Consider the following 23540-nt stretch of genomic DNA (forward strand, 5'->3'; position numbering starts at 1 on the left):
AATGCCGTTTGCCCCTTTTGCATGGCGGCAGAGTAGCTTAGATGCCACGGAATGCCGCTCAAATTCGATAGTCTCGCCGCGCTTTTGACGCATGGGTTCGACACCGTAATCGACGTGCGCTCCCCCGCCGAATTTGCCGAGGATCACGTGCCGGGGGCGATCAATCTGCCTGCCTTGGACAACGCCCAGCGGGCCGAGGTGGGCACGATGTACAAACAGGTGAGCCCGTTTGGCGCCCGCAAGATCGGGGCCGGGATGGTCGTGCGCAATGTGGCGGATCATCTGGATGGGCCTTTGGCGGGCAAGGACGGGTCATGGCGCCCTCTGGTCTATTGCTGGCGGGGTGGGCAGCGGTCGGGCGTGTTTCGCACGCTGTTGTCCGAGATCGGGTGGCGGGCCGAGACGGTGAAAGGTGGCTATCAGACCTATCGCAGGTTGGTGGCCCGGATGCTGTATGACGATCCGCTGCCCTATCGGCTGGTGTTGCTGGATGGAAATACGGGGACTGCGAAGACCGCCCTGCTGCCGCTGTTGCAGGCGCGTGGGATGCAGATGTTGGATTTGGAGGGTCTGGCCTGCCATCGCGGGTCGTTGCTGGGGGCGATGCCGGGTGGCCAGCCGACGCAGAAAGGGTTTGAGACGGGACTGGCGCAGGCTTTGGTGGCGCTGGATCCCGCACGCCCTGTGGTAGTGGAGGCCGAGAGCAGCAAGATCGGGCGGATCACCCTGCCCCCCGCCCTTTGGCAGGCCATGTTGGCCGCCCCGCGGATTGTGATGGAGGTGCCACTGAATGCGCGCGCCACCTATTTGGCCGAGGCATATCACGATGTGATTGCGGATGCGGACGGGCTGGCAGAGCGGCTTGCACCGTTGCGCCGTGTGCGCGGTCACGCGGTTGTGGATCGGTGGATTGCGCTTTCGCGCGCAGGAGACTTGCGTGCATTGGCGGCGGCATTGGTGACGGAACATTACGATCCGGCCTATGCGAAATCGCGGCGGATCGATACGCGGGAGATGTTGGGCACGGTGGCCGTGGACCGGCTGGATGCTGATGGTCTGGCACGGGCGGCGGATGCGGTCGTAGGGCTGCTATGAGGTTGCGCTTGCATACACAGGCGCGGAACTCAGCCGGAGAGCGGGTGCGGATTGCGCTGAACCTGAAAGGGTTGGACTATGAATATGTGCCGATCCCGGATTTGGCTGGACCGGAGTATGAACGGCTCAACCCGCAGCAGCTAATGCCGACGCTTGAGGTGGATGGGCAGCCGATTAGCCAGTCGCTGGCGATCCTTGAATATCTGGAGAAGGTGTGTCCGACGCCGACGATTTTCCCGGAAGATGCGGTGCGGCGGGCGCAGGCGCGGGCCTTTGCGGTGGGGATTTGTGCGGAGTTGCATGCGTTGACAGTCAAGCGCGTGCGGAAGCGATTGCCATCGGATCTGGTTTCTGACTGGTATGCGCATTGGACGTCAGAGACACTGGGGGCTTTGGAGAAAAGCGTCGGGCGCGATCAGCGATTTTGCTTTGCGGACTGTCCGACTGTGGCCGATATCTGTCTCGTCCCGCAGATGGCGAATGCGCGGCGGTTCGGGTGTGATCTTTCGGCGTTTGCGCGGCTGAGAGCGATTGATGCGCTGTGTCGGGCGTTGCCAGCGTTCGCGGCGGCGTTGCCGGAGCGGCAGGTTGATTTTACGGCTGAACGTCCATCCGATACGCAGCCCCGGAGGTGATCCGGGGCCTCTACCTCGGCCATCGGAAAGAGGTCCCGGATTAAATCCGGGACTGCGTCAGGCTAACTGACATGGAGTATCTGATCTTCGGTGATCGTGCCGATGATCGCGGCTTTGTAGCCTGCATCCTGTAGTTGGTTGAGGATGCCCGAAGCCGTGTCAGCATCGACCGCTGCGAGTAACCCGCCGGCGGTTTGCGGGTCGAAGAGGAGGACATGTGGACTGCCCATGATCTGTCCCGCTCCGGTCTTGTTGTCAGCGAAAAGGCTGGATCGGATGCCCTGTTCCGACAGCCCCTCGGCCCCTTGCATCGTCGGGATTGCATCGGCGTTCAGCGAAGCTCCGACCGCGGACGCTTCGCACATATTCCGTAAATGCCCGGCGAGGCCGAAACCGGTGACGTCGGTCATCGCGTGGGCGGTGCGCAGGATCGCGGCGGCTTGGGCCTGGCTTTGGGTCATCAGATCAAGGCAGGCGATCACGTCCGACCCCTTTGCCTGCCCGGCCATCTCGGCGGCCATGATTGTCCCGCTGCCGATGGGTTTGGTCAGTATGAGCGCGTCGCCGGGTCGTGCGCCGGTGAGGGTGATGGGCTGGTCCGTCAGACCGGTGATCGTGAAACCGATGGTCAGTTCTTCGCCAACCGATGTATGCCCGCCGACGATTTTGGCGCCCGCCTCTTCCATCGCTTTCGTCGCCGCTTCCGTAATCTCTGAGAGCGTTCGTGCCTGCAACTCCGCCGACATCCGCGGCAGGATGATCTGTGCCGTCGCCGCCTGCGGCTGCGCGCCCATGGCCCAGATGTCACCCAGCGCGTGGATGGCCGCGACGCGCGTCATCATCACAGGGTCGTACACCATGGTGCGCAGGTGATCGGTGGTGATGAACTGCCCCCGCTGCACCTCGGCCGCGTCGTCGCCGAAGGTGGTGAGCGTCTGCAACGCGCCACGCCCGACCTTGGCCCCGCAGCCGCCGCATATGGGTTTGTCGCCCAGTGCCTCTTTCATGCCCAAGGCCGCCGTGCGCGGTGGCTTGGGCACGCGCATCACCGGCAATTCATCGAATTGGTCCATGAATTTGCGGTCGATGTAGTCCTTCAGCTTCCACAGCCACGGCCCTTGTCGGGCGGTCCCGAATTTCTCGGCCAGCGCGGATTTTTCGCCGAGTGAGATCAGCTTGAGGTAATCGTTCTGCGGTTTGTACGGTCGCAGGCTGCCACCCGACAACGCGGCGCGCAGGTTATCATAAAGCACGGGGGCCTCCCGCACGGCATAAACTCCGGCCTTAGACCGTGGGTTGTCGCGCAGATGCGCGCAATCGCCGACGGCGAAAATGTTCGGATCGCTTGATTGCAGGTTGCGGTCGACGGTGACAAAGCCCTCATGCAGGTCCAGCCCTGTGCCTGCGATCCAGTCATGCGGCTTAGCGCCTGCCGCGCCGGTCGTGAAATCGCTGCGGATCGTGCGCCCATCATGCAGGATGATGCCTTCGGCGAAGATCTCGGTCACCTGAGCGTCTTCGATGATGTCGATTTCCGCTGCACGGAGCGCTGCCAGCATCAGTTGCCGCGCTTTGTAGCCCAGCGCCGTTAGCACCTTGGCCTGTTCGATCAGCCTCACCTTTGGAGCTTTGTCCCGCAGCGCGTAGGCCATAGCCATGGCCAGTTCCGCCCCTGCAACACCCCCACCGATGATGGCGATTTGCGGCTCTTGCGTGGTGTTCCGGAATGCATCCCAGCGCGATGCGAACGTGCCGAGCGGTTTGGCCGGGATGCCGTGTTGCGCGAAACCGGGCAGTGCGGGCATTGCGGATGTGATGCCGACATCAACCGCCAGCGTGTCGTAGGCGATGGGTGGATGACCGGGAACGTGGACGGTTTGGGCCTCACGGTCGATCCCGTCCGCCGCCCCGTTGATCAGCCGCGCGCCGGCGAAACGGGCGAGTTTGATAAGGTCAATGTCCAACTCATCCCGCGTGTAATGCCCGGCGACAAATCCGGGCAGCATGCCGGAATAGGGGGCCGTCGGTCCGGGGTTGATGACGGTCAGCCGGGCACCGGGCAGCGGGTTCATTCCCCAACTGCGCAGCACCAATGCGTGGGTGTGGCCGCCGCCGATCAGGACCAGGTCACGGGTCAAAGGAAAACTGTTCATGAACCGGTTGTAGCGGTGGCTTTCCTACGGCGAAAGCCACCTCCCTTTCCAGTCATCGCTTTGTGAGAATGCGGCACGACGGTGCTGTTCGCCCAAATGCACAGCGTCAATATGGGTGATCTGGCAGTGGAGGATGGCAAAGGTCGCGGGGTCCGGGTCTTTGACGTAGTCGAGCGCGTCGGGGATGGGTGTGCCGGGCGGCGGTGTGATGCCATAGCTTTGCTTGGCGTGGTCGGGAATTTTGTCCCAGAGCGGGCGGGCCGAGGGGCCGGTTTCGATAGTGACCTCTGTCTGCAGTCTGATCTGCAAGGCTTGCTTGCGGTCCCAGATGTGCAGGGCGGCCCGCGGGTTTGCCCGTAGGCTTTTGATCTTGTCCGAGGTGATATCGGTATGGATCGTTAGTTGCGTGGTCGGTCGGTCGGCGGAGCGCAGAACGACCGTGCGCGCCTCGGGCCAGCCGTCAGGCGAGACCGTGGCGAGTGTCGGGATGCGCGCGGGGTGTTTCGCGTCCGCCACCCCGCGCCCGAGGGTGGACCAGAGCCGGGTGTGGATGCCGTCGAGCGTTTCGAACCACTCACTCATAACCCGTCATCTCCAGATAGCCGATGCCGTCGTGGCTGCCGGTGACCGTCACCGGACCCTCCCAGTATGGCACCGTGGTTGTCATGAACGCATCGGGGTTGATGGCGCTGACCGTCACGTCGATATCCTTGTCGGGCAGTTGGACCTGCCAGCGCACCGGGATGTCACGGCCTGCGGTGGTGTGGGTTTCCAGCGGCGTTGCCTGAAACGCGCCGTCCGGAAAGGCTGTCGTTTTGCCATCCGGCGTGATCCACGTGGCGGATGTGTAGTTGTTCCCGTCCGTCTGCTGCAGCCGGAAGCCCATCAACTTGTTCCCGTCGTCGAAGGAGAGCGAGAACCAGTCCCAGCCGGTCTGGTCGTCGGACAAGGGTTGCGAGGACCATTCACGGTCGAGCCAGGCGTTGCCGGTGACCTGCACATCGCCTGCGGGCAGTTGCAGCGTACCAGTGATGCTGAAGAACGGTTGGGAATAGTAATAAGATGCCTGCCCCTGCGCGGATTTGACCGAGAAGCCGTTATCGCCGTGGAAGACCAGCGGTCCTTCGGCGCTCAAGGTCATGTCATAGCCGAAATCGGGACCGGTCGCGTTCATCTGCAGGGTTTGCCAGTCGCCCTGCAGGGACCAGTCGTCGATCCAGGCTTCGAACGGCTCGGCGGTGACGCCCGCTTGCCCGATACCCCCGCGGGCGAGCCGTTCGGTGACAAAGTGTTCGTCCGGCGTCGTGACCGCGGCATGCCCCATCCAGAGTTGCGGCGCGGTCCAACCCTCGCCTGCCTCGGGTGCGAGGGCAGAGCGGAAAAGGGTCCATTGCAAGCCGTAGGGGGTGCCGTCTCCGGCGGTGAGGTTCGCGGTCAGATACCACCATTCGATCCGGTATTCCGGGTGCGCGCCATGATCGGCGGGGAAGTCGAACGCGGGGTTGGGTTTGGGCACGGCGAAGCCTTCGGCGGAGGTGCCGAGACCTGCGAAGCCTTGCGCCGTCGCCTCGAACGGCAGCAGGCAGAGCAAAAGGACTTTAGCGTTCATTGGAAAACACCTTGAGCAGATCGGCCGGTGGCGTACGCGACAGTCGGATTGCGGGCCACGCGGCCGCCAATGCCGCCGCGAAGAGCGCGAAGAGGCCCAGCCGCGCGTAATCGAATGGGAAAAGGAACATGGGCAGCTTCCATCCGAACGCCGCCACGTTTACGACCGCAAGCAGCGCCCATGCCAGTGCCAGACCCAGCGGTAGCGCGACGATGGCTGTCAGCACGGCTAGCAGCACAGCGCGCAACAACTCCAGTTGACCGAGTTTTCGCCGTGTCATCCCCACCGCCCATGCGGGTGCGAGTTGCGGGATGCGCATCGTGGCGAGGGTTAGGAGGCTCATGAGGATGGCGAACCCGGCGACCGCCAGCGTCAGGATGTTGAGCGCGGTCGTCACGGTGAACGTCCGTTCGAAGACTTGCAGTGAGATCGCCTTGATCCCCGCTTGATTGATCGTTTGGCTGGCGGGAATGCCGGCCTCGGCCTCCATCGCGGCTACGAAATCGGCCACAGCGTCTGGGTCCATCCGCAGGCCGAAGCGGGTGGGTGCGATGTCGGGATATAGGCGCTGGAATTGCGCCTCGCTGATGACCGCCTGCCCGATCGGGTTCCCGTAATCGCCGTAGATGCCCGCGATGGTGAATGTGGTGTCCTGTAGAGTCACGGTGTCGCTGATGCTCAAAGCGCTCCGGCGGGCGAGTTGTTCGTTGATCACGATACTGTCGCCCGCAAAGGTCGTGTCCCAAGGATCGGCGGTGCTTTGCAGGAAGGTCCAGTTTTCACGATAGGTGCGGTTGTCGTCGGCGCCAAAAACCTGCGTGGGCTGACCCGCGACTTCGGTGTCGGCATTCTGGATCGGCAGGATTTCATCGACGCGCGGGGCGGCAAAGGCCAGCAGATCGGCGGTTTGGCTGGCGTTTTCGGTACTGACGTAAAGCTCGGATGCGAGCCGCTGGTCGAGGAAATCGATGAAGGTCAGGCGGAAGCTCGAGACCATGGTCGACACACCAATATTGGCGGCCATCGCCAGCAGAAGCGCCATCAGCGCGAGCGACAGGCCCGGCAGTTGCTGGCGCGTGTCGGCCCAAAACCACTGGGCGCTGACGGATTTGGCCGTCAGGCTTGCACCCGCGAGGACCCGGTCAAGGATCAGGGGTAAGGCGAGGGCTGCGCCGATCAGCAACGATCCGAGCAAGGCGAAGCCGCCGATCAGGCCATCGGCGGTGAACATCAGGACAATAGACAAGGCGATCAACATCGCGGCGAGGATACCCTGGATCATCGCACGCCGTCCTGCCGCCATCGCCAACGCACGGGGCTGCGCGGCGGCGAGCAGAGGCATTTTCGACAGGCCATAAAGTGCGCCGCTGGCCGCGATGGCCGTACCGCCCAGCGCGATGGCGAGGCCCGACAGCCACCAGACAGGCCGTAATTGCAGGTTACCCGCGACGTCTGCGCCATAGAGCCCGCGCAGGGTCGCGGCGACATCGGGGAGGAGGAGCGCGGCGATGACGTAGCCGAGCGCGACCCCAATCGCCCCGGCGACCAGCGCGAACAGCATCAGTTCTGCGCCCATCAGGAGGATTAGCCGTCGCAGCGGCAGACCCAGCGCGCGCAGCGTTCGCACGACGGGGCGGCGTTGTTCGAAGGCGAGGCCGATCGCACCGTTGACGATGAAGATGCCGACGGCGAAAGAAAGCAGGCCAAAGGCCGTCAGGTTCAGATGAAAGCTGTCCGTCAGCCGCCCGATATCCGACCCGCCTTGGGCCTGCTGGCGGATCAGTTGCGGGGCGATGTCCGCAAGATCGGGCCGTCCGATGGGCTGGTTCGGGGCGATGATCAGGCTGTCGATCTGCCCTTCTTTGCCCAGTAGCCTTTGCGCCACACCGATATCCGTCACGGCGGTATTCGGCGCGGTTTCGGGGCTGATCCGGACGTTCAGATCAGGCAGCTGGGCGGCGGCTTCGGGGTTTGCGAACAACTGCCCTTCACCGGTCAGAAAGGCATCGATTGCGACATCGCCGGTCAGATCAACCGGGCCGATGCTGCCCGGTGCGGTGAGCAGATCAATCCCGATAATCCGTACCCCATTAAACCGCCCCTGCACAACCGGACTGACAAGCCATCCCGCCCGGCGCAGGTCGATAAAGGCTTGCTGATCCATCGGCTGTCCATCACGACGCTGCAGCCGGTCGAACTGGCCTTCGCCCAGGGTCGCGGCAGCCGCGTCATAGCTGGCCCGCGCCTCGGCATTCACGGCCTGCACGCCGGACCACAGCGCCGTGGCCAGCGCCAGCCCGGCCAGCAACGTGAACAGCTGCAGCGGATTGCGCCACCAATGCGACAATAGCGCCTGAAGGGTCACCCCCGTCATGCAACCCGCCCTGCCCGCAAATGCAGGCCGCGCGACATCCGGGCGGCGAGCGTTTCGGAATGGGTGACCATCAAGAGGCCCGCGCCGGCCTCAGTGACGAGTTCCAGCATGAGGTCCATGACGGTACCCGCTGTCGTCTCGTCCAGATTGCCGGTGGGTTCGTCCGCCAGCACCAGCGCTGGTTTCGGGGCCAGGGTCCGCGCGATGGCGACTCGTTGCTGCTGGCCACCAGACAACTGCTCGGGGTATTTCGCCAGATGCGGCGTCAGGCCCATCCGATCGGCCAACACTTCCGTCCAGCCCGCTTCATGCCGTCCGCCCAGCCGCGCCTGAAAGGCGATGTTGTCGGCAACCTTGAGGCTGGGGATCAGGTTGAATTGCTGAAAGACGACCCCGACCTTCCCACGCCGCAATTCCGCGCGTCCCTCGTCATCCAGCGCCGCAATGTCCCGACCATCCACCATTATCATGCCTTGATCGGGCGTGTCGAGCCCGCCGATCAGATGCAGAAGCGTGCTTTTCCCACTGCCGGATTCGCCGGTCAGCGCAAGTGTTTCGCCCGCCTCTAACGTCAGGTCGACCCCGCGCAGCACCTCGAACGGGCCATCGGCAGCCTGATAAGTTTTGTGGATATTCGTGACGTTCAGCAACATGATCCCTCGTCCGTTGCTGATGATCTATCACGGCGGCGAAGGAAGGAAACGGGGTGCGGCACTTATCCCCGCACGAAGACGATGCCGTTACCTGCGGGGTCCAACGTTGCAAGCCTGCGCGCATAGTCGAAACGGTTATCCCATGCGATCTCGTGCCCGGCGGTCGTCAAACGGTCGGCCATCGCGTCAAGATCGCGAATGGCAAAGGTGGGCAGAATGCCGGCCTTGACCGTGAAACTGGGCGACAGGCCGAAATACGTGCGTCGCGTTCCGAGGATGGCCCAGAACCCATCCTGTTCCTTTGGCCATGTAGGCGCGCGCATTTCATCCATGCCGATCAGATCGAGGTAGAAGGCCCGCATCGCCGGTTCCTCTTCCGGTTCCATCGGCACGTGAACCTCTTGCGCCATATTGGTTTTGTTTCCTGCGTCGCGTCCGGCGCTCAGGGCCATGTCGGCGCCGCCCGGTTTGACCTTGGGCCGGTCCTCGGGAGGACGACGGCGCAGGTTGAAGTAGACCATGATCAGGATCAGCGCGCCGAAAACGCCGACAAATGTGCTGAGGTCTTCCATAGAGGTGTCTTCCGCGTCTACGCCGCCGCGATCAGTTCAACACGATTTCCGACCGGGTCAGCCGTGAAAAAGCGTCGGATATCAGGCAATGACGTATCCCATTTCACGATATGACCCGCTTTGTCGAGGTCTTGCGCCAGTGCGTCAAGGTCGGTGACCCGAAAGGCCGGATGGGCTTTGCCCGCCGCCTTGAAGTCAGGATCGACCCCGAAATGGATCTGCATTGCGCCTGCCATCACCCAGAGACCGCCGCGCCCTTGCAGTGGCGCGGGTTTTTCGATTTCTGGCATCCCCAACAGATCGCAATAGAAGGCGCGCATCTTATCCTCGGCCCTCGCTGGCAGGGCGAGTTGGACGTGGTCGAGGCTGGTGATCATTCTCCGCCTCCGCCGCCATCGCCGCCACCGAAATCACCATCAAACCATCCGCCGCCGCCGTTGTCGCGGCTGTTTCGACGGCGGGATGACCCTTTGCCGGTACGTCCCAAAAGCCAGAAAACCCCCGCAATCACGAGGACGACGATAATCAAATTGCTGTCGAGAACATCTTGCGCCATGTAGCCTCCAAATATCTGCATACTATTGTATACAGTATATGTATACGTTCAGCTGAAATTCAAGTGCCCGATTGCCGTGACGTTTTTCTGATCTTGCGGAACAGCGCGTTATAATTCGCGCAAACATCAAGGGAGGATTTCATGACTGATATCGTCATCCTAAGCGGCGCGCGCACCGCGATCGGGACATTCGGCGGATCATTGGCGGGAACGACGCCGATCGAACTGGGGACTGTGGCGGCCGAAGCCGCGTTGGCGCGCGCTGGGGTTGATGGCGCGCAGATCGGCCATGTCGCCATGGGCCATGTCATCAACACCGAACCCAAAGACATGTATGTCAGCCGCGTCGCCGCAATGAATGCCGGTGTGCCGGACACGACCCCTGCGATGAACGTGAACCGGTTGTGTGGCTCGGGCGTGCAGGCGATTGTGTCGGTCGTGCAGTCGTTGATGCTGGGCGATGCGGCATTCGGCCTTGCCGGTGGGGCCGAGAACATGAGCCGGTCACCCTTTATCATCTCGGACCAGCGCTGGGGCGCGAAGATGGGCGATGTCCGCACGCAGGACATGATGCTGGGTGCGCTGAACTGCCCCTTTGGGACAGGGCATATGGGCGTGACGGCCGAGAATGTCGCGGGTGAGCATCAGGTCAGCCGCGAAGATCAGGATGCTTTTGCATTGGAAAGCCAGGAACGTGCGGCGGCGGCGATCACCGCGGGTCATTTCGAGGATCAGATCGTGCCCGTGCAGGTCAAGCGCAAGCGCGAGGTGATGGATTTCATGGAGGACGAGCATCCGAAGGCGACCACGGCCGAGGCCTTGGCCGGATTGCGACCGGTGTTTCAGAAGGATGGTTCGGTCACCGCAGGCAATGCATCGGGCCTGAACGATGGCGCGGCGGCTGTCGTGTTGGCGACGGCGGATGCGGCGGAAAAGGCCGGGCTGACGCCGAAATTCCGCGTGCTGGGCTATGCACATGCAGGCGTCCGCCCGGAGGTGATGGGGATCGGGCCAGTCCCTGCGGTTCGCAATCTGTTGGACAAGACGGGCCTATCGGTGCGCGATTTCGACGTGATCGAGTCGAACGAGGCCTTTGCGGCCCAAGCCATCGCCGTGTCCCGCGAACTTGGTTTCGACGGTGCGAAGGTGAACCCGAATGGTGGCGCGATCGCGCTTGGCCATCCGGTTGGCGCAACGGGCGCGATCATCACCGTCAAGGCAATGTACGAGCTTGAGCGGATCGCTGGGAAACGCGCCCTGATCACGATGTGCATAGGTGGCGGTCAGGGAATCGCGCTGGCGATCGAACGCCTCTGACGTTGCATTTTGGAAACAGTCCGCCGTCTTTTCAGTGATTGCCGACAGAAAGGCTCGGACCGGCCCCATTTCTGACGCCTTTGCTCTCCAGTCTGAACGAAGCGGTTCAGATAAGGAGTAAGGGCGTTGCGGAACGGAAGACTTCTTTCATACATGGCGGCTTTGGCGATGGGAATGATGCCCACGACGGTCAAAGCGGACGAAAAACCGATCTATGATCAGGTGGTCGAAATCGTGTCGTCGAACCGCGGCACCGTGCGAAAATGGACCTATGCGCCGAAGGTGACGGTGATCCACCAAGGCAACGCGCAGCAGGATTACATCCAGCAGATGGTCGATGGCGTGAATACCGGCATTCCCAATTTTCCCGGTGTGGGCGCGGTCGAGTTTTTCGACCTGAACGCCTATGACCGCAGGCTTGCGGGCAACACGAATTTCCGCATGCGCACGACCGATTTCGATGGTGTTGAAGGATCGATCGTCCGCGCGCTGTTCCGTGGTGAGGATGAGGCGCAGGATCAGGACATCACGGGGAACATCTTTATCTTCCTGACCGGGCTCGAGGCCGGGATCACGTTTGGCGCCTTGACGCAAAGCACCGAACGCCTCAGCCGTCAGTTTGCCGAGGGCACCAATACCAAGTGCTATTTCCACCTGATGTCGAAGAATGACGAACTGCGCGCAGGGTTCATCTTCGTCAATATGGACGATGCGCAGACCCCTGTTCTGGAATGCATCTATGAGGAATTCATGCAGACCCTGGGGCTGTTGAACGACTCGCAAGGGTCCACGATTTTCACCTTCGACAATACCGGTGACGTGCGTGAAGACCGGGCGCCCGATCTGCGTCTGCTGAACGCGCTTTATAGCGCCGACATCGCGGCAGGCGACAAGGCCGAACGGGTCGCCGAGATCTACATGAGCATCGAATAGCGCGACCTTCTGTCCGGTGGCGGTTCCTTTCCGATCGGGCGCATATCGCGGTCATGTCCGACCGCCCCACGATCCGCCACGTCGTCTTTTTCAGCGCACGGGACCGGTCTGACATCCCGCGGATCGTCGCCGGGCTCGAAGTGCTGGCGGATATCCCCGCAGCGCGGCATTTCGAGGTGCGGCGCAATCTTGGATCGGACCCGATATCGCCCGATATGGATGTGGTCGTCTATGCGGAATTCGACAGTATCGCGGATCTGGAAGCGTATCGGGCCCATCCCTTGTATCAGAAATCGATCGATATCGTCAGACCCTTGCGCGATCAGCGAATTGCAGTGGATTTCTGAGATTTCCGTTAAGGTTTCGTCAAGAATTGAGTGGTCAGAGGGGAAATTTGCGCTTTTTCCGGCGAAGTAAGTGTAACCCTTTGATCTAAAATCACGAATCGTAAAATCACTCTATCGGAAAACTATCGGAATTTCATCGGACTTCCATCTGACCATCGCGCGCGGTCGGGATGGTTTTTGTTAAGGATCTGAGTTTGTGGATGGGGGCGTTAAGGGAAGGTGAAGGGTACGTCAGCGCGCTTCATTTAGACCGACACAGAGAGGCGCCGAAAATGACCGGGAAACGGGTAGACACCACCGCATAACAATGAGAGCGTGTGTGCGTTAAGACGAGGTGTTGCATTGGTTCTCCGGATCAAACAGACCCAAATGGAAGCAGGACGCCGCGCGCGCCTGCATCGGCAGATGGTTGATGCTGCTGATGACCTGTTCGAACTTCATCCCCACGAGGCATCGAGATATGGGGACAAACCGAGTGACCTTGTGCCGTTGCTGCACCAATTTGCCGATGAAGTGTGGGATGTGGGGCTGTCGGACCCGGAACTGCGCGCGCGGATGATGATCCTTGCCTTTATCAAATACCCGAAACCATGGCCCGCTTTCCTGGAACTACCGATGTGGCAGCAAATCCGCGAAAGGCCCGGGCAGGCCAATGATCTGTTCGAGGATTTCTGTGCAAAGCTGAAATACATCGCACGGCAGGACCGCGCCACGATTGAGGTGTGGTGGTAGCATGGTTGCGTTTGCGTATCCGATCGTCTGGGGCATTGCCATCCTTGCCGCGGCGGGGGCCAGCGCTGCAGCGATATCGTGATGAAGAGCTGGAATTGGGGCGCATCGAACTGCCCGATTATCTGCGAACGGATCCGGAACCTGACCCTGAACGCGAGCCGGAACGCACACCGCTTCGGCAGCCGAGACCAAGCAACGAAGCCTTGCGACAGGCGTTGGAGCAGATGGTGCGGACGCAAAAACGTATGCGCAGGCGGTGTGAGGACGAGGATCAGGAGGAATGCCCCGATTGCAAACCCGCCGTTGATGGGAACCCCACCGTGCCCTGGCACATTTTCGACGCGGGCACGGTGCGAAAGCCGTCGCCACGAGCAAAGGGAGCGCTGTATCAGCACCATGTGGTGCCGTGGTTCGGGTTTGGGGCCGAGGATATCGGCGGGAAACTGCGCGTTCACATCGAGGAATGGGAATGGAGGCGCGGCCGCGCCGGAAGCTGGGATGAGCTGCACCATGCGGAATGCAAGCTGATCGAATGCAAACTGGGGTATCGCGATTTTCTGGATGAGGATTTGATCGCGCCGCGCGCGTTTGGTGATCCGCCACCTGAGGATGACCCGCATACTACACGCAATCCCAGAAAACCGTTTCTAGGGACGCTCCAGAGACAATGGAAGGGCCAAATTTCTGCGCAGCATGCCGCGTTCAGCCCGGATTGGCCAATCGTGACGCTAGAATGGGTTTTTAGTGATAGTGACGTATTATGGGTCTTTCTGATGATACTTGACGATATGGAGATTTATAACATCACCACAAGACATGTACCTTACGAGTTGGCCCCGAACGGAACCACATTTGTTCGTGCGCTCTATGACAACGGAGAGCAGGACTATGGCTATTGGGAGGATAATTGATGGGCGATCGTGAGGCATTGCTGCGTGAGGCGGAACGTAATCTTCGTGCGCAGCTCAGAGAGCACTTTGCTCCCAACCCAAACCAAAGACCTTCGTTATTTGGCAGACTGTTTACTGTTCCACAAACCCTTGATCATGCGGTGCACAGCCTGCGCGATGTGCTGATGGCGCTGCGTGAGCAGAACGATTTCTGTCAAAGCTGGCGCATCGTCCGTTCACCCGAGGATCACGAGGCCGTAACGGGATTGGACCCGATCACCCAGACAGAAGAGTACATCCAGTTTCTAAGACACCACGACCGACAGTCCGATGACTGGCACATCATGGAAATTCTTGCTTTCAGTGATCTGATCTACCCTGATGATCCGCGTTCCTACAGCGCACAGTTCAGCTATACCGGCGGCCTGTCCAGACGCCTCTTCGATGAGGTCCGGTTTCAGACACGCGCTCCGCAGGTCACGCAGGATCTGACCTTTGATCAGTGGATCAGCATGATCGAAACCATCACCACGTGGCGCAAGACGCGGTATCTGACCGTTGGTACATCGTCCTATGCCCACCACTATGCGGTGTTCGAGCTGCGGGCTTGGCGCGGGTGGATCGGGTGGTTTCCCGAGCAGATCGCCCCCTCGTCCCTGCCTGACTTTGCGGTGGTCATGCCCGTGGGACCGGGCATGGTTGTCGCGACCCAACGCGAGCGGCTGCGCATTGATCGCGAAGAGGACCTGGAGCGCGCCGCGCAGGTCGAAATGGCGCTGGCCGATCTGGGTGTCCTGCCCCTGAACCGCGACCTGTCGGATGCGCAGCAGTGAGCGGTGCGGGATAAGAGAATGGCCAGTCTTGATCGACGGGTTATGATCGTTGTTTCGTCATATTTTGGGCCTATTGCTCGCCTAGGTGAAAGGCTGATCGAGGCGCCGTGCAGTCGGTGCGTTAATTGGGGACCTGACGAATGTGTATCATGTGCGGCTGCGCCGGTTGCGGTGCTGATGACATGCTTGAGACGAGAACGGATGCTTTCAATCTGAGTGAACGGCTGAGCGACCGAAACAACATCGTGAACATCAAGTGGGGCAACACGATCCGGGGGACGGAAAGTGGGGAAATCACCTGGTCGATGAACCTGGCGGGTCTTCAGCGAGCGAGCGGATTCAGCGTTGCGGATTTTGAGCGGGTCGCGTTTGAGGCCTTCGCGGCATGGGAAGCGATCGCCGGCCTGACGTTTCGGTTCGAAGAGGACTTCGGTACGGCAGATATCGACATCAACATGGCGAACTTGTCCGGCAGTACACTTGGCGTGGCGACGACTTTCGCATTTACGACCGACTTCAACTTCAGCGGTTTGACCGAAATCACCAGATCCGACATCGAGATGGACAGCAGCGAGTTCTGGCGTGCCGATGGAAATGGCGGCACATACACTTTCGTGCAGGTTCTGATGCACGAAATCGGACATGCGCTGGGTCTTGATCATTTCGACGTATCCGACTCGATCATGAACACTTTTGCTAACGATGGTTCACGCACATTGGGTGACGATGACATTGCGGGCGTTCAGAACCTTTATGGCGCGCGCCGCTGGGACAACACGGGCGAGGATGTCGATTTCAAGCATATCGGCGTCGGGCAGACGGTGTTTGCCAAGGGCGGGAACGACGACCTTAGCGGGACCTCGCGCGGCGACAGCTTTTACGGCGGCTTCGGTGATGATGACCTGTATGGCCAGGGCGGCAATGATCTGCTGGTTGATACCCGTGGCCGCAACGATCTGTTTGGCGGCGATGGCAATGACACAATCGTCGGCGGTGGCGGGACGCTGAATGCCGAGGGCAATGCAGGTAACGATACGCTGATCGGCGGGATCGGTGATGATGTTCTGGACGGCGGCACTGGCAACGATACGCTGCGGGGCGATCCTGTGGGCGGCTTTATCTCTGGCAATGATACGCTGATTGCAGGGGCTGGCAACGATGTGCTGGAAGGCGGCGGCGGTTCGGATACATTCGTGTTCAACCGCGCCAGCGGCAGCAATCGGATTCTGGATTTTGAGGTGGGCTTTGACATGGTGGAACTAGAGGGCTTTACTGTTGATCAGGGCAGCCTGAGCGCCTCGGGCGATGATACGATCTTTACGTTCAACCAAGGCAGTGTTCGTTTCTCGATCACGTTCGAAGACGCCGTTGTGACTGAAGCGGACTTCATGTGATGACCATGCCCCTATTGCGTACCGTACCGATCGCTTTGATTGCCATGGCGTTGACCGCTTGCGGCGGCGGTGGAGGGGGCGGCAGCGGTGGTGGCACCCCTGTGATCCCGACAGAACCGACCGAGGATGCCATTGAAGTCGAAGACGTCAACGCCGACCTGAGCAATCGTTCATCGGCAACCAGCACCGCAGACATGACCTATATCTTGCTGGATGGAGAGGATCCTGTCGGCAGCGCTACCGTCACATTTACCTACAATAGTGGAGCGGTCGCGGACAACTTGCTAAACGGCACCAACATTGATGATCCAGATGCGTATGTAAATCCAGCCAATGGTGAATTTTCCCGGATTGTGCTAATCGAACCGCGAAGCCTGTTCGGCGTTGTCGGTCTGGATGTCCAAGGCGATTTACCGACGACCGGAACGACGATGTATAACGAAGGCTGGGTCAATATGACCGCTATTCTTGAGGAGGGCACCTACGGCCTGACGGGTGACGCGACCTTCGAGGCGGCCTGGAACGACGGTGGCGGTAACATCAATGGCCGGTTCTTCAACCTGTCGGGAAGTATCGGTGAAACCAGCGTTGAAAACCAAGGCACGATCATTCTAACCGATGCGACTATCACTGGCGACAATTTCTCGGGTGGTCGGGTGACTGGGACGGGCATTTTTGCGCCGTTGAACGTCACAAGTTCGACTAGTGGGAACTTCTTCGGCCCAGAGGCGGATGAGCTGGGCGGTGTGCTGGTGTTCAACGATACAAGCGAAGACATCCGCGTTCTGGGCGCTTTCCAGGCGGACTGACCACAGTTTCTTTCACATCGGATCGACGTCCATACCGAGATTGGATAGCCTGACGACCGCGCGGCTGGTTTTCCGAGCCGTGCGTCGCCTTTTTCCTTGCACGCTATTGAATAGCAGGTGGGAAAATCATTACGCATGCGGCAGCAAACACATTGCGATTTTTTCACTACGCCAAGGAAACCAAATCATGTTTCAACGTCCTTCCCGTCTTGTCCCTGTTATTTTGTCGCTTGTTCTGGCTGTGCCTGCCGCTGCGCAGGTCAGTGTGACGGGGGATGGCGATGTATCGCTGCCCGGGCTTTCGGTCACGGGGGATGGGGATGTCGAAATCGGTGAGATCACCGCGGATGGCGATGGTGATGTGACGATCGGCGGCAGTCTGAACGCAGGCGCCGGTGGCGCAAGCATCGGTGGCCTGGTCGCAGGTGCGGACGGCAATGTCGCCCTTGGCGATATTTCAGTGGGTGCCGATGGCGCCGTGATCATGCCGGGGATGCGGGTCGAGGCCGATGGCTCGGTCTCGATGGGCAGCGAAATCAATGTTGCCGCGATGACCGAAGCGATGGAAACTCCCGGTGCGTCAGTCAACGTGTCCATTCTGTTCGATAGCGGCTCTGCCGCATTGACCGCGGACGGAAAGGCACAAGTCGCGCAGGTGGCAGAGGCGTTTTTCATTTTCGACGAAGAGGTCAAAGTGCTGGTCGAGGGTCATACCGATAGCGTCGGATCGGACGCCGACAATTTCGCCCTGTCCAATGCCCGGTCGCAAACGGTCGTGAACGAGCTGAAGCTGGTCCACGATGTCGATGTGACATTGCTGATTGGCGGCAAGGGCGAAAGCAGCCCGGTCGCCAGCAATGACAGCGCCGAGGGCCGCGCGCTGAACCGGCGGGTGACGTTCATCCGAAACTGAGGTCTGGAGAGACCACACATTCGCCCGGATATGCCGGGCGGATGTTACGGCATTTGCCGACGCTTATGGTCGCCACGTTCATGAAACCGGGCGATCCACGGCGCGACATCGGAGCGGATCGTTCAGTGATCTTTAACCTGCCGATCTGGATCGATGGCAAGCGATGCGATCGACGTGCGCTTCAATTCTGCGATGAGCGTTGCCTCAGCAAGATCAAGCGCGGTTTCCACCTTTCCGCGCAATGCGCGCTCAATGGCGCATGTGACCGGGTTTTCCGACCCCTCGGGCTCTGGGCGCAAGAAGCGCTCGCCAAGGGCGACATAGACATCGGATAGGGCGATTTCATCTGCCGACCGCGCCAGTGACCATCCACCCGCATGACCTTTCTCGGACCGCAGGATGCCCCCGTCCTTGAGGAGCCCCAAAACCCGTCGCACGAAGGCGGGATGGGTTGCATGCTGCTCGGCAATCTCAGCAGATGTTCGAGACTGGTCCGGTTGGGCCGCCATATGGCCAAGTGCGTGCAGCGCGAGGGAAAGACGTGAGTTTCGTTTCATGCTACTTTCTTAGTTGCATTTGATATGCTACTCTCATAATAGCATGAATGCGAACGAGCGACTACCGACTGCTTTTCAATCCGGAGAACACCATGTCCGCTGCCCCACACACCACCCCAAGCTCTGTCACGCCCACCTATAATGGCGCTGCCTTGGGCATTTTGGCGGCACTGTTGTCGTTCAGCCTTGGCCCTGTGGGGGTCGTTGTTCAAAAGTGGCTTGTCGCGTCGTTCAGCCCCTTCCTGATCATCGCAATACAGGCCACGGGCGGGGCAGTCCTGCTTTGGCTGGTGCGCTGGCTTCTCTTTCCGAAGGCATCAGTCGGCCCTCGTGCCATTCTGATGGGGCTTGCCCTTGGCATTTTGCACCCCGGTGCATTCATGATCGTCTACACGGCGGCAAGCGGCGGTCTCGACAGTGTTACGGCAGTTTTGCTGCTTGCGCTTGGCCCGGCCTTCATCGCCGTAGGTGGCCGGCTGATCCTGCGGGAAACCCTGCGTCCCGTGGTGCTTATGGGCATATGCGTCAGCCTGATTGGGCTGGTCGTTCTCATCTCTGAACGCGAGACGACTGGCGCGAATACACCGATGGGGTTCGCGTTGGGCGGTTTGGGTCTGTTACTGACCAGCGGCGCGATGATCGCGGGGCGGGCGTTCAATACAGGCGCCGTCATGCCATGGTTTGTACTGGCCCCACTTCAGGTGACAGGCGGCGCGATTGTTGCGTGGATCGGGACCTTTTTGACCGGTGCGACCCTGGATCCGGCCGCGCTTGCGACCGAGGTGCCTGCATTTCTGTACCTGATCGTCGGCATGACGGCGGTAAGTTATCTGGCCTACAATTTTGCGTTGTCCCGTCTGCCAACGCCAATCCTGGGGCTTCTTGCCGCCGGTGCGCCCGGCATCGGCGCACTGGCTGCGTCCGTCATCTTCGACACGCCCATTGGGCCAACGGCAATTCTCGGCATCGCGATTATCCTTTTCGGTGCTGCCTTACCGCCGTTGTGGAAGATCGTCGCCTGGCCCCCGCGCAGGCGGGCGTGACATTTGAAAACTGCATCTTTGGTTTCGTCAAAGTAGACATTCGGTTAAGCGATATAAGGGCCCGAAGTCAGCCATTGCGGCTAAGACGGATAATCCCGTAGAAACACCCATTTGTCCCCTTCCGACAGGTCCGCGTCGAAGGCGTAGCCGCCGCTGGTGAACCCTTTGATATCTTCCGCCTGCGTCAGCCGGTTTTCGATGATGTGCCGCGCCATGGCCCCGCGTGCCCGTTTGGCGAAGAAGCTGACGATGCGCGGTTTGTTGTCTTTGAGCTCCATGAACACTGGCGTAATCACTCGCAGTTTCAGCGCTGGCCGGTCGGCGGCGCCGAAATATTCCTGGCTGGCGCAGTTGATCAGGATGTCGGTGCCAAGCACCTCGGCCTGCATGTTCAGCGCCTTGGCGATCGTGTCACCCCAATAGTCATAGAGCGATTTACCCCGCCGGGTTTTCAGGCGGCTGCCCATTTCCAGCCGGTACGGCTGGATCGCGTCGAGCGGGCGCAAGAGGCCGTAGAGCCCCGAGAGGATACGCAGGTGGTCCTGCGCCCAGTTCAGATCGTTGGAGGAGAGCGTTTTCGCCTCGAGCCCTTGATAGGTATCGCCGTTGAAGGCGAGGGCCGCGGGTTTGATCGCGTCTGCGTCGGGCGCATCAGCAAAGTTCTTGAACCTGTCCCGGTTCAGCCGCGCCAGATCGTCGGAGAGCCCCATCAGGCCCTTGAGATTGCGTAAGGTCAGGTTTCGCGCTGTGCGCGCGAGGCTGATCGCCTCTTTCTGAAAGGCTGGTGCGGAGGGTGCGATATCGACAGGCGCCAGATCAAGCGATTTGGCGGGTGAAATGGTGATGAGCATGTGTATCCCTGAACGTTTCTTAGGGATTTATCACGCCGGATGCCTAGTTCAACTGCACCTGTAGCGGATATTGCCCATCTTCGAACGGACCGAACAGATCGTCGAGGTCGGGATGTTCCACAGGTTCACCGGAATAGTCGGCGACAAGGTTCTGTTCTGACACATAAGCCACGTAAAAGCTCTGTTCGTTCTCGGCGAGCAGGTGATAAAACGGCTGGTCCTTCTTGGGCCGGCTGTCTTCGGGAATGGCATTGTACCAGGCGTCTGTGTTCGAAAACATCGCGTCCACGTCGAAAACGACACCCCGAAAGGGGTGTTTCCGATGCCGGACCACCTGCCCTAAATGATATTTCGCGCGTGTTTTTAACATAATAGAACTACCCCACACCTTTATATATGCGCCTGCAGCATTAAAAAGTCTACCGTTCGGCCTGCGAATCAAAGGAAACAGTCTGTGAACATTGCCCTGACAGTGCTGAACATCACGGCACCTGTCTTTCTTCTGGCTGCGGTGGGATTCGTCTGGGTCAGGCTGGGATTCGAGTATCGCGTGGCCTTTGTCACCCGGATGGCGATGACGCTGGCGGTGCCGTGCCTGATCTTTGTCGCCTTGATGCGGACTGAGATCGCGCCAGAGGCGTTGGCGGCGCTGTCGCTGGCATCGTTCGTCGCTTATGCCCTTGTTATGGCTGCCTGTTTTGCGCTGGTGAAGATCATGCGGCTGGATGTGCCGACCTATCTGGCGCCAATGGTGTTCGGCAATACGGGCAACCTGGGCCTGCCTCTTGCCCTTTTTGCATTCGGTGAGGTCGGGCTGGGCTATGCCGTGGTGGTTTTCGCGGTCATGGCGATCCTGTCGTTCACCATCGGCATCTGGATCGTATCGGGTGGCGGGTCGCTGAAACGGCTGGTGCAGGAACCGCTGGTTGCCGCCACGTTACTGGGTGCCTTGTTCCTGTGGCAGGGGTGGGAGACGCCGGAATTCCTGACTAATGCGCTGGATCTGATCGGGCAGATGGCGATTCCCCTGATGCTGATCACGCTTGGCGTGGCCGTGGCCCGGCTGGAGGTCAAGGCGATCGGGCGGGCGGTGTTTCTGTCGGTGATCAAGGTGGTGATCTGTGTCGGGGCGGCATGGGTTGCCGCGACGTATTTCGCGCTGGATCCGGTCGCGGCCGCGGTTCTGATCGTGCAAGTGGCGACGCCGGTGGCCGTCACGTCATACCTTTTGGCCGAGAAATACGGAACCGATGCGCAACCGGTGGCCGGGTTGGTGGTGATTTCCACGCTTTTGTCGGTCGTGGCACTGCCGCTGATCCTTGCCTTCGTGATTTAGGATTCCAAGACCGACCTGAATCGGTTAGACTGTAAAAAAACAAAGAAAAGCGAGAGGCCAATGAGCAGAATCTTTCGCGCAATGATGGTGATACTGGTCCTTGGTAGCTGCAGCGGGGGCGGCAGTGGCTATGGCAAGGCCCCGCGTGAGCTGGACAATGCTTGCAGTATCCTATCCGAGCGCCCCGAATACCAACGCGCGTTTCAGCGTGTGGAACGCAAATATGGCGTTCCTGTCCCTTCCCTGATGGCGATCATCTATCAGGAAAGCAAATTCATCAGCGACAACCGGACCCCGCATCAATACGCGCTGGGAGTGATCCCGGTCGGTCGCCAGTCCTCGGCATTCGGCTATTCCCAGGCGCTGGATGGCACGTGGGAGGAATATCAGGATCAGGTCGCCGGACGCCGTGCAAGGCGCGATGATATCGACGCTGCGACCGATTTCATGGGCTGGTACATGCAACAGACCGTGGAAGAGACGGGCGTGCCGATCTATGACACGCGCAACCAATATCTGGCCTATCACGACGGGCGCACCGGGTTCAAACGCGGCACTTGGCGATCGAAAAGCTGGCTCGTACGGATCGCTGGAGAGGTCGAAGCGCGGGCGGTGCTGTATGATACGCAGCTGCGGGGGTGTGGGCGGCGGTAGGTTTGCGTCATCAGTCTTGCGAAAACGGAACGGTGACAGTGGTCCTGCATGATGCGAGCTAGAAGTGTCTGGCCGCTTGCTGCTTTCCTTGCTGGATGCACGATTCAAAATGATCGATCCGGGTATGAAGGCGCCTGGTATTACGAACGATTGTATCCGTACTACGAAAACCACCTGGACTTTAGGCCGCGTGTAAATTTGCGTGCAGTCAGAGAAATTGTCGGCGTATCGATAACACGGTCTGATGGAACACCCGGGCATGCCGATGTTTTTCGGGATGACATTGAGCTGTTTTTCGCGCGTCGGGTCCCGGACGAGACGAAGCGTATGGAACTTGCGAGGGACGCTATTCGCATAACATGCCCGGAAACCAATCTGTCAGGTTTGGAGGATACGGTCGAGTATACAAGCGATACATACGTTGTGCTTTTGGGAGTTTCATGCCGGGGCCACACCGGAGAACGGCGCTAGAAGTACCCAAAGATAGGGCTTGCCGACAGTGGCATGCGTTCGTCTTCACATAACGAATGAGACGGACCAGTTGGCCCGCCTCGGCTATGACCTTGTGAACTCTCGGTTTAGGGCCGCCAATCCCGCGTTGCGGCGACGATGTTGAACTTGCGGTCGTTAATCCCGCCGCCCGAGACGAGGTCGTTCAGGATCACCGTGGTCTGTGTCCCGGTATCGTCAGTCACGATCCATTGCCGCAGCTCGATCGGATTGGCGGTGAAGACCAGCTGGATGTTACCGTATTGCGGGTTGTCCGGGTCTTGGGCTGTGATCGTCGTTGTTGTCCCGTCGGACGTCTGGTTCGTCACCATTCGCGCGCGGCCAAGGTCCACGTTCCGTTGCAGAATGATCCCCAGCGGCGTCTGGTTCAGTGGATAGGTTTCGGGGTTCTGGTTCGACCGGGGATCGAAAATGGCCAACTGACCGCCCTGCCCGATCACCAGTGACTTTTCCGGCGGGTTGTATTCGAACCGGATCCGACCGGGCCGTTTGATGTAGATCGTGCCGGTGGACAGCGTGCCATCGGCGTTGATCTGGGTGAACCCGCCTTGTGCCGTCTGAAGCTGGTTCAGATAGCCGGATAACTGCCCGAGGCTCAGCTGCTGCGCCGAGGCCGCCCCTGCATAGATCGCAAGAAGCGCCGTCATGGCGAAAATGAAAATACGTCTGGTCATGGCCCTTACCTATGGTTTGAGGTGCCTGTTTGCACCCGTTGCATATGGGGCACAACAGCCGAGCTGCACGCGCTAAGCGATATCACGCCGCCGGTTTTCG

General features: G+C 60.1%; 26 protein-coding genes. 14 read left to right on the top strand and 12 right to left on the bottom strand.

Annotated elements, in window-relative coordinates:
* Positions 1-51 precede the first annotated feature (51 nt).
* Positions 52-1095, top strand: coding sequence for a tRNA 2-selenouridine(34) synthase MnmH (mnmH, locus tag V8J85_RS08160; RefSeq protein WP_339953228.1), 1044 nt, complete (start codon positions 52-54; stop codon positions 1093-1095).
* Positions 1092-1730 carry a maleylacetoacetate isomerase gene (gene maiA, locus V8J85_RS08165; protein WP_339953229.1) on the top strand — a complete coding sequence of 213 codons (639 nt, stop codon included), beginning with the start codon at positions 1092-1094 and terminating at the stop codon, positions 1728-1730. Before mnmH ends, maiA begins: the two co-directional genes overlap by 4 nt.
* Positions 1731-1792: 62 nt before the next feature.
* On the opposite strand, the gene selD is transcribed toward maiA, so the two are convergent.
* The 8 genes from selD to V8J85_RS08205 form a co-directional block, all read right to left on the bottom strand.
* On the bottom strand, positions 1793-3883 hold the full coding sequence (gene selD, locus V8J85_RS08170) for a selenide, water dikinase SelD (RefSeq protein ID WP_339953230.1): 2091 nt from the start codon (positions 3881-3883) through the stop codon (positions 1793-1795).
* A 24-nt stretch (positions 3884-3907) separates the two neighbouring features.
* Positions 3908-4465: a pyridoxamine 5'-phosphate oxidase family protein gene (locus V8J85_RS08175; RefSeq protein ID WP_339953231.1), complete on the bottom strand. Its 558-nt coding sequence runs from the start codon at positions 4463-4465 to the stop codon at positions 3908-3910.
* On the bottom strand, positions 4458-5492 hold the full coding sequence (locus tag V8J85_RS08180; RefSeq protein WP_339953232.1) for a lipocalin-like domain-containing protein: 1035 nt from the start codon (positions 5490-5492) through the stop codon (positions 4458-4460). Before V8J85_RS08180 ends, V8J85_RS08175 begins: the two co-directional genes overlap by 8 nt.
* On the bottom strand, positions 5482-7866 hold the full coding sequence (locus V8J85_RS08185; protein WP_339953233.1) for an FtsX-like permease family protein: 2385 nt from the start codon (positions 7864-7866) through the stop codon (positions 5482-5484). Before V8J85_RS08185 ends, V8J85_RS08180 begins: the two co-directional genes overlap by 11 nt.
* Positions 7863-8519, bottom strand: coding sequence for an ABC transporter ATP-binding protein (locus V8J85_RS08190; RefSeq protein ID WP_339953234.1), 657 nt, complete (start codon positions 8517-8519; stop codon positions 7863-7865). Before V8J85_RS08190 ends, V8J85_RS08185 begins: the two co-directional genes overlap by 4 nt.
* A gap of 62 nt (positions 8520-8581) precedes the next feature.
* A complete protein-coding gene (locus tag V8J85_RS08195; RefSeq protein ID WP_339953235.1) occupies positions 8582-9091 on the bottom strand; it encodes a hypothetical protein in 510 nt (169 codons plus the stop codon).
* A 17-nt stretch (positions 9092-9108) separates the two neighbouring features.
* The gene (locus V8J85_RS08200) at positions 9109-9468 is read right to left on the bottom strand and encodes a VOC family protein (protein ID WP_339953236.1); all 360 of its coding nucleotides are present in this window, start codon (positions 9466-9468) and stop codon (positions 9109-9111) included.
* Positions 9465-9647 (bottom strand): hypothetical protein, encoded by a 183-nt coding sequence (locus tag V8J85_RS08205; RefSeq protein ID WP_339953237.1) that lies wholly within the window; start codon positions 9645-9647, stop codon positions 9465-9467. The genes V8J85_RS08200 and V8J85_RS08205 overlap by 4 nt, the downstream gene beginning before the upstream one ends.
* A gap of 141 nt (positions 9648-9788) precedes the next feature.
* Between V8J85_RS08205 and V8J85_RS08210 the strand changes: the two genes are divergently transcribed.
* The 9 genes from V8J85_RS08210 (at position 9789) to V8J85_RS08250 (ending at position 17815) form a co-directional block, all read left to right on the top strand.
* The gene (locus V8J85_RS08210; protein ID WP_339953238.1) at positions 9789-10964 is read left to right on the top strand and encodes an acetyl-CoA C-acyltransferase family protein; all 1176 of its coding nucleotides are present in this window, start codon (positions 9789-9791) and stop codon (positions 10962-10964) included.
* A 126-nt stretch (positions 10965-11090) separates the two neighbouring features.
* Positions 11091-11897: a DUF2927 domain-containing protein gene (locus V8J85_RS08215; RefSeq protein ID WP_339953239.1), complete on the top strand. Its 807-nt coding sequence runs from the start codon at positions 11091-11093 to the stop codon at positions 11895-11897.
* A gap of 53 nt (positions 11898-11950) precedes the next feature.
* Positions 11951-12244 carry a Dabb family protein gene (locus V8J85_RS08220; RefSeq protein WP_339953240.1) on the top strand — a complete coding sequence of 98 codons (294 nt, stop codon included), beginning with the start codon at positions 11951-11953 and terminating at the stop codon, positions 12242-12244.
* A 405-nt stretch (positions 12245-12649) separates the two neighbouring features.
* On the top strand, positions 12650-12976 hold the full coding sequence (locus V8J85_RS08225; RefSeq protein WP_339953241.1) for a hypothetical protein: 327 nt from the start codon (positions 12650-12652) through the stop codon (positions 12974-12976).
* 44 nt (positions 12977-13020) lie between these two features.
* Positions 13021-13887, top strand: coding sequence for a hypothetical protein (locus tag V8J85_RS08230; RefSeq protein WP_339953242.1), 867 nt, complete (start codon positions 13021-13023; stop codon positions 13885-13887).
* Positions 13887-14699, top strand: coding sequence for a hypothetical protein (locus V8J85_RS08235; RefSeq protein WP_339953243.1), 813 nt, complete (start codon positions 13887-13889; stop codon positions 14697-14699). The genes V8J85_RS08230 and V8J85_RS08235 overlap by 1 nt, the downstream gene beginning before the upstream one ends.
* A gap of 182 nt (positions 14700-14881) precedes the next feature.
* Positions 14882-16093: a matrixin family metalloprotease gene (locus tag V8J85_RS08240; protein WP_339953244.1), complete on the top strand. Its 1212-nt coding sequence runs from the start codon at positions 14882-14884 to the stop codon at positions 16091-16093.
* Positions 16093-16902 (top strand): transferrin-binding protein-like solute binding protein, encoded by an 810-nt coding sequence (locus V8J85_RS08245; RefSeq protein WP_339953245.1) that lies wholly within the window; start codon positions 16093-16095, stop codon positions 16900-16902. Before V8J85_RS08240 ends, V8J85_RS08245 begins: the two co-directional genes overlap by 1 nt.
* Positions 16903-17089: 187 nt before the next feature.
* Entirely contained in the window at positions 17090-17815 is a 726-nt protein-coding gene (locus V8J85_RS08250; RefSeq protein WP_339953246.1) for an OmpA family protein, read from the top strand.
* Positions 17816-17937: 122 nt separating this feature from the next.
* Here V8J85_RS08250 and V8J85_RS08255 read toward each other — a convergent pair whose 3' ends face one another.
* Positions 17938-18372, bottom strand: coding sequence for an RrF2 family transcriptional regulator (locus V8J85_RS08255; protein ID WP_339953247.1), 435 nt, complete (start codon positions 18370-18372; stop codon positions 17938-17940).
* A gap of 92 nt (positions 18373-18464) precedes the next feature.
* On the opposite strand from V8J85_RS08255, the gene V8J85_RS08260 reads away from it, so the two are divergent.
* On the top strand, positions 18465-19415 hold the full coding sequence (locus V8J85_RS08260; RefSeq protein WP_339953248.1) for a DMT family transporter: 951 nt from the start codon (positions 18465-18467) through the stop codon (positions 19413-19415).
* Positions 19416-19495: 80 nt separating this feature from the next.
* Here V8J85_RS08260 and yaaA read toward each other — a convergent pair whose 3' ends face one another.
* Complete coding sequence (gene yaaA, locus V8J85_RS08265; RefSeq protein ID WP_339953249.1) at positions 19496-20266, bottom strand: peroxide stress protein YaaA; 771 nt, start codon at positions 20264-20266, stop codon at positions 19496-19498.
* A 43-nt stretch (positions 20267-20309) separates the two neighbouring features.
* Positions 20310-20636: a heat shock protein HspQ gene (gene hspQ, locus V8J85_RS08270; protein ID WP_339953250.1), complete on the bottom strand. Its 327-nt coding sequence runs from the start codon at positions 20634-20636 to the stop codon at positions 20310-20312.
* Positions 20637-20720: 84 nt separating this feature from the next.
* Between hspQ and V8J85_RS08275 the strand changes: the two genes are divergently transcribed.
* Both V8J85_RS08275 and V8J85_RS08280 read left to right on the top strand, forming a co-directional pair.
* Positions 20721-21602, top strand: a complete 882-nt coding sequence (locus V8J85_RS08275) for an AEC family transporter (protein ID WP_339953251.1) — start codon at positions 20721-20723, stop codon at positions 21600-21602.
* A gap of 60 nt (positions 21603-21662) precedes the next feature.
* Positions 21663-22256 carry a transglycosylase SLT domain-containing protein gene (locus V8J85_RS08280; protein WP_339953252.1) on the top strand — a complete coding sequence of 198 codons (594 nt, stop codon included), beginning with the start codon at positions 21663-21665 and terminating at the stop codon, positions 22254-22256.
* 578 nt (positions 22257-22834) lie between these two features.
* On the opposite strand, the gene V8J85_RS08285 is transcribed toward V8J85_RS08280, so the two are convergent.
* Positions 22835-23440, bottom strand: a complete 606-nt coding sequence (locus tag V8J85_RS08285) for a LolA family protein (RefSeq protein ID WP_339953253.1) — start codon at positions 23438-23440, stop codon at positions 22835-22837.
* Between the last annotated feature and the right edge of the window lie 100 nt (positions 23441-23540).

The organism is Yoonia sp. 2307UL14-13, from assembly GCF_037572755.1.
In the GTDB taxonomy this organism is placed as follows: domain Bacteria; phylum Pseudomonadota; class Alphaproteobacteria; order Rhodobacterales; family Rhodobacteraceae; genus Yoonia.